Here is a 17,536-nt window from a genome sequence, read left to right as displayed (position 1 = left end):
CCTCTTCTTCTACCGAGGCGTCGCTCAGTCGACGCCGAACTCCATTGCGGCGCGGTCGAGTGCCTCGTCGTCGGCGGAGGAGACGCCCCGGGAGGCGATGGCTTCCGCGCCGCCCTGTGGCATCGCACCGATCAGCCCGGTAGAGGCCGCCTGCGCGGCTCCGACCATCCGCTGGGGGGTCGCGCCGCCGACCATGCCGAGGGTGGCGTACTGCTCCAGCTTCGCCCGCGAGTCGGCGATGTCCAGGTTGCGCATGGTGAGCTGGCCGATCCGGTCCGACGGGCCGAACGCCGAGTCCTCGGTACGCTCCATCGACAGCTTGTCGGGGTGGTAGCTGAATGCCGGGCCGGTGGTGTCCAGGATCGAGTAGTCCTCGCCCCGGCGTAGCCGCAATGTCACCTCGCCGGTGACCGCCGTGCCGACCCAGCGCTGCAACGACTCGCGCAGCATCAGCGCCTGCGGGTCCAGCCAGCGCCCCTCGTACATCAGCCGACCGAGGCGGCGGCCCTCGTTGTGGTAGTTCGCCAGGGTGTCCTCGTTGTGGATGGCGTTGACCAACCGTTCGTACGCGGCATGCAGCAGCGCCATGCCGGGCGCCTCGTAGATGCCCCGGCTCTTGGCCTCGATGATCCGGTTCTCGATCTGGTCCGACATGCCCAGGCCGTGCCGGCCGCCGATGGCGTTGGCCTCCAGCACCAGATCGACGGGGCTGCCGAACTCCTTACCGTTGATCCTCACCGGACGACCCTGGTCGAAGCCGATCGTGACATCCTCGGTCGGGATCTCCACCGACGGGTCCCAGAACCGAACCCCCATGATCGGGTTGACCGTCTCGATACCGGTGTCAAGGTGTTCGAGGGTCTTCGCCTCGTGCGTGGCGCCCCAGATGTTGGCGTCGGTGGAGTACGCCTTCTCGGTGCTGTCCCGGTACGGCAGGCCGCGTTCCAGCAGCCATTCCGACATCTCCTTACGCCCACCCAGTTCGGTGACGAAGTCGGTGTCCAGCCACGGCTTGTAGATCCGCAACTGCGGGTTGGCCAGCAGGCCGTACCGGTAGAACCGCTCGATGTCGTTGCCCTTGAAGGTCGAGCCGTCGCCCCAGATCTGGACGTCGTCGGAGATCATCGCCCGTACCAGCAGGGTCCCGGTCACGGCTCGACCCAGCGGGGTGGTGTTGAAGTACGCCCGTCCGCCCGAACGGATATGGAAGGCCCCGCAGGTCAGCGCCGCCAGACCCTCCTCGACCAGGGCGGCGCGGCAGTCGACCAGTCGGGCGACCTCGGCACCGTAGCTGAGCGCGCGACCGGGCACCGACGCGATGTCGGGCTCGTCGTACTGGCCGATGTCGGCGGTGTAGGCGCAGGGAACGGCGCCCTTGTCGCGCATCCACGCGACCGCGACCGAGGTGTCGAGGCCGCCGGAGAAGGCGATGCCGACACGTTCGCCGATGGGCAGGGAGGTGAGAACCTTGGACACAAGGAAAATAATGCACCAGGTTGCATGATCATGCAAACCCGGGTGTTCCTCTGCTGCCGAACCGGCCCACCCTGCCTGGACAGAGAGCGCGCTCTACGTCGTGTACTCCAGCCTGTGCGAGCCGAGGCGATACCCCACGGGGCTACCCTCAAGTTGATCTCGGAGGCAGCAGAGTCATGGACCTGACCGGCGCGATCTGACACAAGAGCACCCGGAGCAGCGGCAACTCGGGCAACTGCATTGAGGTGGCCGACAACCTGCCGGGCGTCGTCGGCGTCCGCGACAGCAAGGACACAGCGGGGCCGGCGCTCACCTTCGAGCCGGCGACCTGGAAGGCGTTCGTCGAGTTCGCCAAGCGGCACTGACCCGTTAGAGGGACCAGCAACAGGGCGACGGACGTCGTGACCTGTTCTTGATCGTTTGCAGCTCAGCTGCACTTCGGTCGGCGTGTCACGCCGCTCGACTGCAAACGATCAAGATTTCGCCGAGCACGACTGCGGGTCAGTCGTCGCGGCCGAGTTCCCAGCAGGCGACGGCGGTCGCGGCGGCCACGTTGAGCGAGTCGACGTTGCGCCGCATCGGGATCACCACCCGGACGTCACTGCCGGCCATCGCGGCGGCGGTGAGACCGGCCCCCTCGGCGCCGAGCAGCAGGGCCACGCGGACCCGCTGCTCCGGGGTGAGCCGTTGGATCGGCACCGCGTCCGGGGCGGGGGTCATCGCCAGCACGGTGAAACCGGCCGCCCGCACCGCGTCCAGGCCGGTTGGCCAGGGCTCCAACCGGGCGTACGGCACGGCGAAGACCTCACCCATGCTGACCCGGACGCTCCGCCGGTAGAGCGGATCGGCACAGGACGGCGAGAGCAGCACCGCGTCCACGCCGAGCGCGGCGACGGCCCGGAAGATCGCGCCGAGGTTGGTGTGGTTGTTGACGTCCTCCAGGATCACCACCCGGCGCGCGGTGGCGAGCACGTCGGCCACTGTCGGCAGCTCCCGCCGCCGGAACGAGGCCAGCACCCCACGGTGCACGTGGAATCCGGTGGCCTGCTGCAACACGTCCGGGGTGGCCGCGTACACCGGCGCGTCCCCGGTGTCCAGGTCACCGAGCTGGTCGACCCGTTTCGCGTCGACCAGGAACGACCGGGGCGGGTACCCGGCCCGCAGTGCCCGGCGCAGCACCAGCTCGCCCTCGGCGATGAAGAGCCCGTGTGGGGGCTCCCACCGGGTACGCAGCTCGACGTCGGTCAGCGCACGGTAGTCGGCGATCCGGTCGTCGGCGGGGTCGGTGATCTCTTCGACGTGCACCCGCCGATTCTGCCGGGGCGGCCGGCAGGGGTCCGCACCGGCCACGGGACCCACCGCGGAGGGGTCGGGCGCTAGATTGATCGATCATGGGCCGTCGCAGAGTGATCGCACTGGTCGGCATCGACGGAACCGGTAAGACCACGCAGGCCCGGCAACTCGCCCGGTGGCTCTGCGGGCAGGGCATCCCCGCCAGCTACTTCGAGAACGGGGGCGGCCGGCCGGTGTTCGACCGGCTGGCCCGGGTACTCGGCCGCCGGGACGGCGTCGCGTTGTTCGGCCGGCGCGCGTACCCGATGATCGAGGCGACGCTGCGCGGGGTCGGCATCGCCCGGGCGTTGGTCTGGTCGCGGCTGACCCGACGGACCGCGGTCATGGACCGGTACACCTACTGCCAGTACGCCATGATGCGGTACCGGGGTGACCGGGGTGAGCGGCTCGTCCAGGCGGCGTACTCCTGGTTTCCCCGACCGGACCTGGTGTGTTTCCTCGCCGCCGCGCCCGATCGGGCCCGGGACCGGGTGCTGGCACGGGGGATCGACACGGAGGAACCGGACCACCTCCAGGCGCGCGACCGGGCGTACCGCAGCCTGCCGGAGTTCGGCGGGTTCGTGGTGGTCGATGCGGATGCCGAACTGACCGTGGTCGCCGAGGCGCTGCACCGGGCGGTACGCCAGTCCGGTTTCTGACTGATCCGGACCGGTTGAAATCGATCTGCGACGAAGGCATGATCGATCCTGGTAAGTTCGACCGTCAGGACCGGGGGCCATGTTGACGGTTACCACGGCGGTGGCGGACCGGTCGGCCCGCACGGTCGTCGTCATCGCCACCGCGTACGCCGTCTCGACCTACGGCACCTTCCTGAACCTGCTGGCCCTGGGCCTGTTCGCGCTGCACATCACCGGCTCCGCGCTGAGCACCGGGCTGTTCATGGCCGTCCGGCTGGCCGCCGGTTTCCTGATGGGTCCGCTCGCCGGGTTACTCGCCGGCCGCTACTCCCGCCGGTACCTGATGATCGGCGCCGACCTGCTCTCCGCCGGGACGCTCGGGCTGCTGGTCGCGGCCCCCGCCGGGGCCCGGCCGGCACTGCTCTGGCCGGTGGCGGTGGTGCTCGGCGCCGGACAGACCCTGTGGGGGGTGGCGTTGCGGTCCGGCCTGCCCGACCTGGTCACCGCCGATCAGCTCGCCCGGGCCAACAGTCGACTGGTGACGGCCCGGTCGGTGGCCATGCTGCTCGGCTTCGCCAGCGCGGGCCTGCTGGTCGCCCGGGTCGGCTACTCGGCGGCGTTCCTGCTCGACGCGGCGACCTACCTGCTCTCCGCGCTGCTGCTGGTCACGCTCCGCAGCCGGTGGGGTCGGGCGGCGGCGACCGGAGGGCACGGCGCCGGGCCGGGCCGGGCGGGTGACCGCCGCGCGCTGCTGCGCAGCGTCGGGCCCGTGGTGGTGGGCATGATCGGGGTACGCGCCGCCGACGCGCTCGGCTCCGCGTCGCACAACGTCGGCCTCCCGGTGTACGCCAACCTGGTCCGGCCCGACGACCCGGCCGCCTTCGCCGCCACGTTCACCACGGCCTGGGCGGTGGGCAGCCTGGTCGCCGGACGCTGGGTGGCCTGGCGGACCGGCCGTGGCGCCCGGATCACCTCGGAACGGGCGTTCGGCATCGCCACCTGCGCGATGTCGGTCTTCTTCGTGCTCGCGTTCACCGGGCTGCCGCTCTGGCTGCTGGTCCCGGTCGCCGTCGCGGCCGGCGCGGCGGACGGGTACGCCGAGATCAGCTACACCACCCGGTTGCAGGCCGCCCCGGCCAACCGGCGGGCCCAGCTCTTCGGCTTCGCCAGTGCGGCGCAGAACGCCGGCTTCGGCCTCGGCATGGTCGGCTGCGCGGCGCTGCTCGACCGGTACGCACCACTGCCAGTGATCGCTGCCGCCCACGGCTTCGCTTTGGCCATCGCACTCGCCTTCCTCCTGGTCAGCCGGCTACGGAACCGACCGGGCCACCGTGACCATCAGCCCACCCCCCAACCGGTCGAGGTGACGTCATGACCCCCGCACCGTCCACCCGTCCCCCGGCCATCAGCCGAGGCGCCGAACCGCCCACCGACCCGGACCTTCCGCGGACCGTCGGACAGGCGCTGGTCCGGGCCGCGGAACGGTTCCCGACCTCGGGGATCCACGTGGTGGCGGCCGACGGGCAGGCGGTCGGACTCGACTATCCGACGCTGCTGGCCCGGGGACGCGGGATCCTCGCCGGGCTCCGGGCCCGGGGGGTCGGCCCCGGTGACCACGCCATGCTCCGCATCTCGTCGGACAGTGAGTACTTCCCGGCGCTGTGGGGCTGCCTGCTCGGCGGGATCGTCCCGTTGACCACCGCCGCACCGACCTCGTACGACATCGACAACCCCGCCCTCGACGCGCTCGGCAACACCTGGCGGAGACTGGGCGGCCCGGTCGTCATCGGCGGCACGGACGACCTCGCCGGGCTGTACCGGTCCCCGGTGCGCGACCGGGTGGTACCCGTCGGCGACCTGGACACCCCGGAGGGCTGGGGTGACCCGGCGCCGGTGGACGGTGAACCGGATCCGGACGACGTGGCGCTGCTGCAACTCTCCTCGGGCAGCACCGGCCAGCCGAAGATCATCCAGCTCACCCACCGGGGCCTGGCCGGGTACGCCACCGGGGCCCGGCACATGCTCGGCATCGGCTCGGACGACGTACTGCTCAACTGGCTGCCGCTGGACCACATCGCCGGGTTGCTGCTCTATCCGCTGGGTGGGGCGTACCTCGGTGCGACCAGCGTGCACGTCGCCACCGAACTGATCCTGCCGGACCCGCTGCGCTGGCTGGACCTGATGGAGTCCTACCGGGTGACGCACAGCTGGGCGCCGAACTTCGGGCTGCGCCTGGTCACCGACGCGCTGGCGGACGACCCGGGCCGCCGGTGGGATCTGAGCGCGCTGCGCCGAATGGTCAGCGGCGGTGAGCAGTGTCTGCCGGCCACCTTCGCCGCGTTCGTCACCGCCACCGGGGTGCCGGCCGGCGTCCTGACCCCGGCGTGGGGCATGTCGGAGACCGCCACCGCCATCACCTTCGACTCGTACGGCGCACCGGGCTGCCGGCAGCGGATCCGTACCGCCAGCCTCGGCGGCGACCTGGCGTGGGCCACCGGCACCGACGACCCGGCCAGGGTGGCCGAGTTCCTGTCGGTCGGCTTCCCGGCGCCCGGTACCACGCTGCGCATCGTCGACCACGACAACCGGGTGCTGCCGGAGGGCCGGATCGGCCGGTTGCAGCTCCGGTCGCCCCGGGTCACCCCCGGATACCTCGGTGACCCGGAGGCGGACCGGGTCGCCTTCCCGGACGGGGACTGGCTGGCGACCGGTGACCTGGCCTTCATGGTCGACGGGCGGATCACCGTCACCGGCCGGGAGAAGGACCTGATCATCCTGAACGGCCACAACTACCTCTGCCACGACATCGAGCAGGTGGCCGGCGCGGTGCCCGGGGTCACCGACGGGCTGGTCGCGGCATTCGGCGTACCCGATCCGCGCACCGGCACCGAGGCGCTCGTCGTCTGCTACGTGCCGGACGGGCGGGCCGGCAGGTCCGGGCCACCGGTGGACCAGGCGGTCCGCGCGGTGGTGGCCCGTCGCTGGCAGGTCGTCCCCGCCCGGGTGGTGGCCGTTCCGGCGGTGGAGTTCCCGCGTACCTCGGGCGGCAAGATCCAACGGGCCGCCCTGCGCGAGCGGTTTCTGGCCGGCGGGTTCGACGAGCCGGCCGGGCCGGCACCGGACGCCGGACGGGCATCGGAGACCGGGACGCCGGAGACCGGGACGCCGGAGACCGGGGTGCCGGATCGGCCGCAACCATGGGGGCCGGGGGCGATCAGGGCCGCCATCGGAGACGCGGTGACCGGGATCCTCGGCCAACCGGCGGACCCCACCGTGCCCTTCTACGAACTCGGCGTCGGCTCCATCGGGATCGTCCGGCTCCGGGCCCGGCTCGAACAGGACCTCGGCCGGCGGATCGACCAGCCGGTCCTCTTCGCGTACCCGACGGTGGACGCCCTTGCCCGGCACCTCACCGAAACGGCGGCGGAACCGGTAGCGGTCGCGACGGCGCAGCCGGTCGCGTCGCCGGAGCCGGAACCGGAACCGGAACCGGTCGCGTCGCCGTCGCCGCAGCCGGTCGCGACGGCGATGGTCGGTGCGCCCGCCCGTACCCGGCCGTCGGGGCGGCCGGGCCGGGACCGGCGGATCGCGGTGATCGGGATGGCCGCCCGGTTCCCCGGCGCCGCCGACGTCGACGGATACTGGGCCAACCTGCTGGCCGGCGTGGAGAGCGTCCGACACTTCACCGCCCCGGAACTGCTCGCCGCCGGCCTGCCCGCAGAACGGGTACACGCACCGGACTTCGTGTCCGCCAGCGGCGTACTCGACGACGTGGCCGGCTTCGACGCGGACTTCTTCGGCATCAGCGCCCGGGAGGCCGAACTGCTCGATCCGCAGCACCGGCTCTTCCTGGAGGTCTGCCACCACGCCCTGGAGGACGCCGGGTACGCCGGCCCGACCGGTGGACAGCGGATCGGGCTGTACGCGGGCAGCGGCATGAACCTGTACACCCACCAGACCTACCTGCGGCACAATCTGCCCGGGGTCGTCGAGTCCGGTGACCCGGCCGCCGTGATCGGCACCGCGCTGGGCAACCAGCCGGACTTCCTGGCCACCCGGGTCGCGTACCGGCTGGGGCTGACCGGCCCGGCGATCGGCGTCCAGACCGCCTGTTCCACCTCGCTGGTCGCGGTGCACCTCGCGGTCCGGGAGCTGCTCGACGGCGACGCCGACGTGATGCTCGCCGGTGCCGCCGCGCTGCACGTACCGCAGGTCACCGGATACCGGTACGCCCCGGGCTCGATCCTGTCCCGGACCGGACGGTGCCGGCCGTTCGACGCGGCGGCCGACGGCACCGTGGGCGGAAACGGGGTGGCCGCCGTGGTGCTCAAGCCCCTGGAACGGGCGCTGGCCGACGGTGACCCGGTCCACGCGGTCATCATCGGCTCGGCGGTGAACAACGACGGGGCCGGCAAGGTCGGCTTCACCGCGCCGAGCGTCACCGGACAGGTCGACGTGATCCGCCGGGCGCTGCGCAACGCGGACATCCCGGCCGGTTCGGTCGGGTACGTCGAGGCGCACGGCACCGGCACCGAACTCGGTGACCCGGTCGAGTACCGCGCCCTGCGCGAGGCGTACGACGGCGGCCGGCTTTTGCTCGGCTCGGTGAAGGCGAACATCGGCCACCTGGACAGCTGTTCCGGGATGGCAGGGCTGCTCAAGACGGTGCTGATGGTCCGCACCGGACGGATCCCCCCGCAGATCAACTTCGACCGGCCGAACCCGGCCGTCGACCTGACCGGCGGGCCGTTCACCGTCACCACCACCGCCACCGGCTGGCCGGCCGGCCGGTTCCCCCGCCGGGCGGCGGTCAGCGCGCTCGGGGTGGGCGGCACCAACGCCCACGTGATCGTCGAGGAGCCGCCCGCACCGGCGGCGGTACCCGCACCCGCCCACCCGGCGCCCGGCGTGCTGCCGCTGTCGGCGGCCGACCCGGTGGCGCTGCGGGAACTCGCCGGCCGGTACCGGGACCGGTTACGCGCCGATCCTCACCTGCGCCTCGCCGACCTGGTCCGGACCGCCGCAGCCGGCCGCCGGCAGTTGCGCCACCGGCTGGCCGTGGTGGGTGACTCCCCTGCGGAACTGGCCGACGCACTGGACCGGTTCGTCACCGGTGCCGCCGACCCGGAGCGGCACACCGGGGACGCCCGGGGCGCCGGTGCCGGCCCGGTCACCCTGGCCTTCCCGGGACAGGGCGACCTGCGTGCGGTCGTCCTCAGCCTGGCCGGGCGGTTCCCGGAGGCCGGTGCGGTACTCGACCGGGCCGCCGCCGCGTACCGGGCGGCCGTTGGCGATGACCTGGTCGCACAGCTCCACCAACCGCCGGGCGCCGGCGGCTGGCCGACCGGAATCGTCCAGCCGGCCCTGGTGGTGGCCGGGGTCGGTCTGGCGGAACTCTGGCGGTCCTGGGGGGTGCACCCGGACCAGGTGGTCGGGCACAGTGTCGGCGAGTACGCGGCGCTGGCCGTCGCCGGGGCACTGTCGGTCGAGGACGCGGTGTGGCTGACCGCTAAGCGGGGCCGGCTGATGCAGGACCTCATGCCGGTCGGGGCGATGCTCGCCGTACTGGCCGACCGGGCCGTCGTCGACGGGTTGACCAGCGGATCCGGGCTGGTACTGGCCGCCGTGAACGGCGACCGGCACCACGTACTGGCCGGTCCGTCCGCCGCCGTCGACGCCGTCGCCGAGTGGGCCGGGCGGCACGGCGTACCGACCCGGCGGCTGGCGGTCACCCGGGCCTTCCACTCACCGGCGGTGGAGCCGGCGCTGGACCGGTTCCGGACCCTGATCGACCGGGTCGATTGGCAACCACTGCGGGTGCCGCTGGTCAGTACCCTCGACGGCCGGATCCGGGAACCGGGCTGGCGGCCCGACGCCGACCACCTGTGCCGACAGGCCCGGGAGACGGTCCAGTGGGACGCCGCCGTGCGTACCCTCGCGGCCACGGGCTGCCGGACCGTGATCGAGGCGGGACCGGACGCCGTGCTGACCGGCATCGCCCGCGCCGCCGGCACCGGCCTGCACTGGGTACCGTCGCAGCAGCCCGCGCGGGACCCGGCCACCGGCCTGTGGCACGCGGTGGCCCGGCTGCACGCGGCGGGCGTCCCGGTGGACTGGGCGGCGCTCACCGACGGGTACGGCGGCCGGCGGGTGCCCCTGCCGGCCTACCCGTTCCAGCACCGCACCTTCTGGCATGTAAGGAAGGGCCCCCTATTAACGCATTCGGTAGAGGAAGGGCCCCTTATTAACACCTCACCGGCAGACGAGCGGCCGGACAGGCCTGCGGAGCAGCCGGTGGCCCCCCGGGCCGCCGACGGGCCGGTGAATGAGCCGGTGGACGGGCCGGTGCTCACCAGGGTGTGCGAGCTGACCGCCGAACGCCTCGGCCTGCTGGCGTCCTCGGTCGACCCGGACCGCAGCTTCTTCGACCTGGGCGCCGACTCGCTGCTGCTGATCACCATGTCCCGGCAGATCGACCGGGAGTTCGGGGTACGGGTACCGGTCCGGGACCTGTTCGGTGCGGTCGACACCCCACGTCGACTCGCCGACGTGGTCACCCGCGCACAACCGGCCGACGAACCGTCCACGGCACGACCGGCCGAACCACCGCACAAGGTCGATCCACCCCGCCAGAACGAACCGTCACATCAGGTCGACCCGCCGCAGCAGATCCAGGCGCCGCAGCACATCGACCCTCCCCAGCGGGTCGGTCCGCCGCAGCAGATCCAGGCGCCGCAGGACGTCGACCCTTCGCAGCAGGACGGACCTCCGCGCCCCGTGGACGTACCGCGCCAGATCGGGACGCCGACCGTCGCCGCCCGTGTCGACGCGGCCGGGGGAGCAGCCGTCCCGCCGACCGGGGCAGGCGTCGGTATCCCGGCAGCCGGGTCGACGGTGGGCGGCGGTCGTCCGGCGTCGTCGGAACTGACCGGCATCATCCACCGCCAGCTCGATCTGATGCAGCAGCAGCTCACCCTGCTCGGTACCACCGGGGCGGTGCCCGCAGGACCCGTACCGCCGGCCCCGGCCGGACCGGCACAACGGGTACCGGTAATCGACACAGGCCCGGCCGCCTCCCCAACCACGGCCACCGGCGACGCCCCCGACAGCGGAACGAGCCGGGCCAACAGAACCGACCGGAACAACAAAACCGACCGGAACACCGAAACCGGCCGGGACAGCGCCGACTTCAGCCTGTACTTTTTCGGCGACTACCCGGATCAGGACAACAACGACAAGTACGGCGTACTTCTGGACGCCGTACAGTTCGCCGACGAGCACGCATTTCACGCGGTGTGGCTCCCGGAGCGGCACTTCCACTCCTTCGGCGGGATCTTCCCCAATCCGGCCGTCCTCGCCGCCGCCCTCGCCACGCGTACCCGCCGGATCCGGCTCAACGCCGGATCGGTGGTGCTGCCCCTGCACCACCCGGTCCGGGTGGCCGAGGAATGGTCCATGGTGGACAACCTCTCGGGTGGCCGGGTGGGGCTGGGCTGTGCGCCCGGGTGGCACGCCAACGACTTCGTCTTCTTCCCGGAGCACTACGGTCGGCACAAGCAGGTGATGTACGAGCACCTGGCCACGGTGCGGCGGCTGTGGCGCGGTGAGGCGGTGGCCGCCCGCGCCGGCAACGGTGAGCCCACCGAGGTACGGCTCTTCCCCCGGCCGATCCAGTCCACGCCGCCCGCGTTCACCGCGATCGTCGGCAACCCGGAGAGCTACCGGGAGGCCGCCCGCAACGACGTCGGCGTGGTGACCAACCTGATGACCCAGGATGTCGCCCAGCTCGCCGCGAACATCGCGCTGTACCGGCGGACCCGTGCCGAACACGGGCTCGATCCGGCCGCCGGCCGGATCACCGTGCTGCTGCACACCTATCTCGGTGACGACCTCGACCGGGTACGCGCCGAGGCCTTCGAACCGTTCCACCGGTACCTGCGTTCCTCGCTGGGGCTGCTCGGGCAGGTGACCAACAGCCTCGGCATGACCATCGACCTGGCCGGTACCCCGGACGAGGATGTCCGGTTCGTGCTGTCCCAGGCGTACGCACGGTACTGCGCGGAGCGCGCCCTGATCGGCACCCCGCAGAGCTGCCGGGAGGTGGTGACGGCGGTACTCGACACGGGCGTGGACGAGATCGCCTGCTTCGTCGACTTCGGTCTGCCCGCCGACGCGGTCCGGGCCGGACTGCCGTACATCGACGCGGTACGGCGCGCGACGCCGCACCGCCACCCGGCAGCCGCCACACCGCCAGCAGCCGCCGACGCCCCGGCAGCGACCACCCCCGGCACCGCAGCGACCGCCACCCCGACCGCGCCCGGCACCGCAGCGACCGCCACCCCGACCGCACCTGGCACCGCAGCAGCGGCGGCCGGGGGTACGGCACGGGACGAGGTCGCACCGCTGTCGGCTGCCCAGCGCCGGCTGTGGATCACGGCGCAGCTCGACCCGAACAGCCCGGCCTACAACGAGGCGGCCGCGGTCCGGTTGACCGGCCCACTCGACGTACCGGCGTTGCACGGGGCACTACAGGATGTGGTCGACCGGCACGCCGCGCTGCGCACCGTCTACCGGGAGATCGACGGGGTACCGCACCAGGTGGTCCGGGCCACGGTGCCGGTGGAGTGCCCGGTGCTCGACCGGACCGGCCGGGACGAAGACGAGGACGAGGACGAGGCGGTCCGGGAGGTGATGGCCCGGGAGAGCCGCCGCCGCTTCGACCTGACCGCCGGACCGGTCTTCGCGTTCACCCTGCTCCGCTTCGCCCCCACCCGGCACGTCCTGGTGCTCTCCTTCCACCATCTGGCCACCGACGGCGGGTCGTACGCCATCCTGACCAGGGAGGTGTCCGAGTACTACCGAGCCCGGGTCGACCACCGGGCACCCGCGCTGCCGGCGCTGACCACCAGCTATCCGCAGCTCGCCCGGGACGACCGGGTCCGGGGCGACGGCCGGGAGAAAGCGCTGCGGTACTGGCTGCACCAGCTCGACCCGCCGCCACCCACCCTGGTACTGCCGTCCGACCTGCCCCGCCCGGCCGTGCCGTCGGCCACCGGCCGCAGCCTGTTCCGTCAACTCCCGGCCGAGCTGACCCGGCGCATCGAGCTTTTCAGCCGGGCCGAGCGGGTCACCGCGTTCACCACCCTGCTGAGCGCATTCGGCGTCGTGCTGTCCCGGTTCGGTGGCGGCCACGGCGACCTGGTGGTCGGTACCGGGATGAGCGGCCGGGACGACCGTTCTGCCGACCTGGTCGGGTTCTTCATCAACACCGTCCCGCTCCGGTTGGACCTGCACGGCGACCCGACCTTCCGGGAACTGGTGGCCCGGGTACAGGCCACCGCCGCCGACGGGTACGAACACGCCGACCTGCCCTTCGACGAACTGGTCGCGGCACTCGCCCCGGTCCGGGAACCCGGCCGGAACCCGCTCTTCGACGTCGTCGTCGAGTACGAACGCGGCGCCGCGTTCAGCTTCGACCTGCCGGGGGTCACCGCCGAACTGCTGCCGGTCGGGCTGGACAAGGCTCCGGCCGACCTGATGGTGTACCTGTCCCACGATGACGCCGTCGACGTGCACATCGAGTACCGCACCGAGATCCTCGACCCGACCACGGTGGAACGGCTCGTCGACCACCTGCACCGGTTCCTGGACGCCGCGACCCGGTCCCCGCAGTCGTCGCTGACCGTACTGACCGACCGGCTCGACCACCCTGGCGACGGGCTGTGCGGCCCGGTGACGCCGCCGACCGGGGACCGGTTGCACGACCTGTTCCTCCGGCAGGCGGCGGTCACCCCGGACGCGGTCGCGGTGGTCGCCGGACCGGACCGGTGGACCTACCGGGAGCTGCGCGAGCGGGCCGACGGGCTGGCCCGGCGGGTGGCCGCCGAGGGGGTCGGCCCGGACGACATCGTCGCTGTGCTGCTGCCCCGCCGGCCGGAGCTGATCGCCGCACAACTCGGCGTGCTGATGGCCGGTGCCGCGTTTCTCCCGCTGGACCCGGACACCCCGCCCGCCCGCCTGACCGGGCTGCTGGCCGACAGCGGGGCCCGGCTGGTGCTCACCGGTACGGAGATCGCCACGCCGGACGGGGTCACCCGGCTGCTGGTCGACGAGGCCGGGCCGGACGGCCTGCCCGCCCCGACCGCCGTACCCGGACCGGAGCACCTGGCCTGGTGCGTCTACACCTCCGGGTCGACCGGGCGGCCGAAGGGGGTGGCCGTGCCACACCGGGCCGCCGTCAACGCCGTCACCTGGCACGTGGCCACCCTCGGGCTGACCGGCGGCGACGTGGTCGGGCACCTGCTCGGTCTCGGTTTCGACGCCAACCTGGCCGAGATCCATCCGGCGCTCGCCGCCGGGGCGACCGTGGCGCTCGTACCGGCCGACCGGCGCGCCGACCCGGACCGGCTGGCGGCCTGGTGGTCGGCGCAGGGGGTGACCGTGGCGCTGCTCCCGGCGCCGCTGGCCGAGCTGGTCTTCGCCCTGCGGTCCCGCCCCGCCACCCTGCCCCGGACCCTGATGGTCGGCGGCAGCCAGTTGCGGCGCCGGCCACCGGCCGACTTCCCGGCGACGGTGGTCAACGCCTACGGGCCGACCGAGAACGCCATCGTCAGCACCGCCGGGCGGGTACCTCCGGACGGGACCGGGCCGGTCCACATCGGCGGGCCGGTCGACAACGTACGGCTCTACGTGCTGGATGCCGGGGGTCGGCCGGTACCGCCCGGCGCGGTCGGCGAGTTGCACGTCGCCGGTCGCAGCCTGGCCCGGGGCTACCTGGGCCGGCCGGCGGAGAGCGCAGCGGCGTTCCGGCCGGAGCCGTTCTCCGGGGTGCCCGGCGCCCTGATGTACGCCACCGGGGACCGGGTCCGGCTACGCGGGGACGGCACCGTGGAGTTCCTCGGCCGGACCGACGACCAGGTCAAGATCGCCGGGAACCGGGTCGAGCCGGGTGAGGCCGCCGCCGTGCTGGTCCGGCTGGACGGGGTACGGCAGGCCGTTGTGATCGCCCGGCAGGACCGTGGCCCCGAGCCCTACCTGACGGCGTATGTCGTACCGACCGATGACGCGGAACCGGCGGCGGTGCTGCGAGCCCGGCTGACCGGGGAGCTGACCGGCCGGTTGCCCGGCTATCTGGTACCCCGGGCCTGGGTGTTCCTGGACGCGCTGCCCACTGGGGAGACCGGCAAGGTCGACCCGGCCCGGCTGCCGGCGCCCGAGCCCGACGGCGGTGACCAGGTGCCGCAGCCGGGGCTGGAACGGTTGGTCCACGACGCCTGGTGTGCCGAGCTGGGCGTCGGCCGGGTACCGCTGGAGGACGGTTTCTTCGCCACCGGTGGCCATTCCCTGGGCGCGGTGCGACTGGCGAACCGGTTGACCGACCTGCTCGGTACCGAGGTCGGCGTGGACCGGGTGCTGCGGGCGCCCGGGGTACGCGCGCTCGCCGCGAGCCTGGCCGGGCCACCCGGCGGGCCGCCCGTGGTGGCGCCCGTGGTGGCGCCCGTCAACGACCCGGTCGCGGAGCAGCTCGGCGACCCGGTCGCGGCGCCCGCCGGCAGCCCGGTCGCGGCGGAGACGGGCCACCCCGCCGGGGACCCGGCCGCCGAACCCGCCAGGGAACCGGCCGGCGAACCACCGGCCGTGGAGGAGACCGCGCCGGCCAGCTACCAGCAGGAGACCATGTGGAACCGGCAGCGCGTCGCGCCGAACCCGGCGGCGGTGCACATGGCGGTCCGGATCAATCTCGCCGGACGGCTCGACGTGGCGGCGCTCGGCACGGCGGTGGACGGTCTCGTCGCCCGGCACGGGGCGCTGCGTACCCGGCTGGTGCGGCACGACGGCCAACTGCGCCAGGAGGTCCTCGCCCACCGGCCGATCCCGTTCCCGGTCATCGACCTCGACCACCCCACCGACGCCCCCGAGGTGGAGCGGTGGTGCGTGGCGACCGGCCGGGAGCCGTTCCCCGACGACGGGCCGAAGCTGCGGGCCCGACTGGCCCGGCTCCCCGGTGACCGCTGGGTACTGGTGCTCGTCGTGCACCATCTGCACGGCGACGGCTGGTCGATGTTCCGGCTCTTCGACGAACTCGGGCGACGGTACGCCGCCGTGCTCGACGGCACCCGGCCGGCCCTCGAACCGGTCCCGGTGAGCTACCCCGGGTACGCCCGACGGCAGCGGGCCGAGCCGGTCCCCGCCGCGCTGCTCGACTACTGGCGACACCGGTTGGCGGGCGCCCCCCGGGCGGTGGCGCTGCCGGTGGACCGGCCGGGGGCGGACATGTCCTCCGGTCGGGGCGCCGAGTACGCCTTCCCGATCCCCGACGAGGTCACCGCCGGACTGACCCGGCTCGCCGGTGACCTGGGCACGACGATGTTCCCCGTCCTGGCGGCCGGGTACGCCCTGCTGATCGCCGAGTTGACCGGTAACCGGGACGTGGTGCTGGCCGGCCCGTACGCCCACCGGGACAGCCGGGACATCGAGCCGACCGTCGGCCTGTTCACCAGCCCGCTGGTGCTGCGACTGCCGGTGGCCGAGGTACGTACCTTCGCGGATCTGGTCCGCCGCACCGAGGCGGTCTTCCTGGACGCGGTACGCCATCAGCCGGCCCCGCTGCCGGAGGTCTACGCGGCGGTCGACCCGCAGTGGCGGCAGGGGATGCCGCCGCCGGTCGCCACCGCGCTCCTCGGCTGGAACCCGGGTCTACCGCCGTTGCGCCTGCCGGGGCTGGTCGCGGAACTGGTCGATCAGCCGCTCGACTGTGCCCGCCGGGAGTACGCCACGGTGCTCGCACCGACCGCCGACGGGCTACGCGGCACGGTGGAGTACGCCACCGACCGGCTCGACTACACGACGGTGGTCCGCTGGTGCGACCGTTTCGTCGAGATCCTCGCCGAGGGGGGCGCCGCGCCGCACGCCCTCCCCCGGATCGCCGGGCCGCCCCACGTCCAGGGCTACCCCACACCCTGACGGGTCGATCATGGAGCTGTGGTGCCCCACAGAAGGTACACAAGTGGATAGATCCCCCACCACAACTCCATGATCCACGGGTCAGTGGGCGGCCGGCGGGCCGGGCAGCCCGTCGCCGGAGCGGGCGGCCGGGCCGGGCAGCCCGTCGCCCGACGGGCTGCCCGGCCCGGCGGCCGTGGCCAGGCTGGCACTGGCCGCCTCGCGCAGGATCGCCGAGGGCACCAGTCGCCCGGCCCGGTAGGCGATCCCGATCCCGGCGGCCAACACGAACATCGCGCCGAAGGTCTGCAACGAGCCGATCAGGGCACCGGCGAGGCCGACCAGCGGAGCGGCGATCATCAGCAGCAGGCCGTCGCCGTAGCTGAACATCCCGGAACAGGCCACCGCCCAACCGGTGAGGAACCAGCCCACGCTGTAGACGGCCGCCCCGGCGAGCACCATGGTGCGGGCCTCGGTGCCGAAGACCGGGGTGGTCTCGGCCAGCCCGGTGAAGGGCAGCATCAGCACCGTACCGGCGAGGCTGGCCAGCAGCCCGGCCAACGCCGAGCGGCGACTGCGGGTGGTCACCAGCAGCCCGGCCAGCGCCAGCAGGGCCAGCAGGCCCAGCCAGACCGCGAGCACCCAGCCGACCAGGTACACCGGGCGGCCGTCGGCCGGGTACGGCTCGTTGCCGATCCCGCCGTCACTGGCCATCGTCACGGCGCCGTAGAGGATCGCGTACGCCGGCAGCAGCCAAACGGCGGCGCGGGCCAGTCGGCGCAGTGACCAGGCCCAGGTGGCGTTCGTCGCCGGCAGGTTCGGTCCGGCATCGGGGGCGAAGGGCAGTACGCCGAAACCACCGCCGGTGCGCCGGGTACCCAGCGGACCCGCCGGATCGTGTGCTCCCGGGACCGCGGCGGTGGACCTGGCCCGTCCGTTCGGATCCTTCATGCCGTCACCTCGCTCCGCCCGTACCAGCCGAGGATGGTGGCCGCGCCGCTGCGGCCCCCATCACCTGTCCCTGGACCGATCGTGGCAGGCGCCGCAGTACCGCATGAGGAGTTCTCGGATATCCGCCCGGAGCGGTGGCAGGGCGTAAGCCAGACGTTAAGAAGGGCCCCTTCCTATACCAAAAACGATAAGAAGGG

At 73.1% G+C, this 17,536-nt stretch carries 6 protein-coding genes and 1 pseudogene; 4 read left to right on the top strand and 3 right to left on the bottom strand.

Features of this window, described 5'->3' with window-relative positions:
• Positions 1-24: 24 nt before the first annotated feature.
• On the bottom strand, positions 25-1,476 hold the full coding sequence (argG, locus tag V6U90_RS18205; RefSeq protein WP_334437752.1) for an argininosuccinate synthase: 1,452 nt from the start codon (positions 1,474-1,476) through the stop codon (positions 25-27).
• 176 nt (positions 1,477-1,652) lie between these two features.
• Here argG and V6U90_RS18200 point away from each other — a divergent pair.
• A pseudogene (locus V6U90_RS18200) lies at positions 1,653-1,841 on the top strand (DUF397 domain-containing protein).
• A 136-nt stretch (positions 1,842-1,977) separates the two neighbouring features.
• On the opposite strand, the gene V6U90_RS18195 reads toward V6U90_RS18200, so the two are convergent.
• Positions 1,978-2,835, bottom strand: coding sequence for a TrmH family RNA methyltransferase (locus V6U90_RS18195; RefSeq protein ID WP_334437748.1), 858 nt, complete (start codon positions 2,833-2,835; stop codon positions 1,978-1,980).
• 32 nt (positions 2,836-2,867) lie between these two features.
• Between V6U90_RS18195 and V6U90_RS18190 the strand changes: the two genes are divergently transcribed.
• From V6U90_RS18190 to V6U90_RS18180, 3 genes are all read left to right on the top strand, one after another.
• The gene (locus V6U90_RS18190) at positions 2,868-3,467 is read left to right on the top strand and encodes a dTMP kinase (protein ID WP_334437745.1); all 600 of its coding nucleotides are present in this window, start codon (positions 2,868-2,870) and stop codon (positions 3,465-3,467) included.
• 79 nt (positions 3,468-3,546) lie between these two features.
• Positions 3,547-4,821 carry an MFS transporter gene (locus V6U90_RS18185; RefSeq protein ID WP_334437742.1) on the top strand — a complete coding sequence of 425 codons (1,275 nt, stop codon included), beginning with the start codon at positions 3,547-3,549 and terminating at the stop codon, positions 4,819-4,821.
• Positions 4,818-16,409 carry a non-ribosomal peptide synthetase/type I polyketide synthase gene (locus V6U90_RS18180; protein WP_334437739.1) on the top strand — a complete coding sequence of 3,864 codons (11,592 nt, stop codon included), beginning with the start codon at positions 4,818-4,820 and terminating at the stop codon, positions 16,407-16,409. Before V6U90_RS18185 ends, V6U90_RS18180 begins: the two co-directional genes overlap by 4 nt.
• 81 nt (positions 16,410-16,490) lie before the next feature.
• Here V6U90_RS18180 and V6U90_RS18175 read toward each other — a convergent pair whose 3' ends face one another.
• Positions 16,491-17,339: a hypothetical protein gene (locus V6U90_RS18175; protein ID WP_334437736.1), complete on the bottom strand. Its 849-nt coding sequence runs from the start codon at positions 17,337-17,339 to the stop codon at positions 16,491-16,493.
• Between the last annotated feature and the right edge of the window lie 197 nt (positions 17,340-17,536).

This window comes from Micromonospora sp. CPCC 206060 (assembly GCF_036906895.1).
Classification (GTDB): Bacteria; Actinomycetota; Actinomycetes; order Mycobacteriales; family Micromonosporaceae; genus Micromonospora.
Note: the sequence above shows the minus strand (reverse complement) of the source record. Positions and strands in the feature narration are given on the sequence as shown.

Excerpts from the sequence above, each read along its gene's own strand:
- V6U90_RS18190 (WP_334437745.1), top strand. The coding sequence starts at position 2,868 with ATGGGCCGTCGCAGAGTGATCGCACTGGTCGGCATCGACGGAACCGGT.
- V6U90_RS18175 (WP_334437736.1), bottom strand. The coding sequence starts at position 17,339 with ATGAAGGATCCGAACGGACGGGCCAGGTCCACCGCCGCGGTCCCGGGA.
- V6U90_RS18180 (WP_334437739.1), top strand. The coding sequence starts at position 4,818 with ATGACCCCCGCACCGTCCACCCGTCCCCCGGCCATCAGCCGAGGCGCC.
- V6U90_RS18185 (WP_334437742.1), top strand. The coding sequence starts at position 3,547 with ATGTTGACGGTTACCACGGCGGTGGCGGACCGGTCGGCCCGCACGGTC.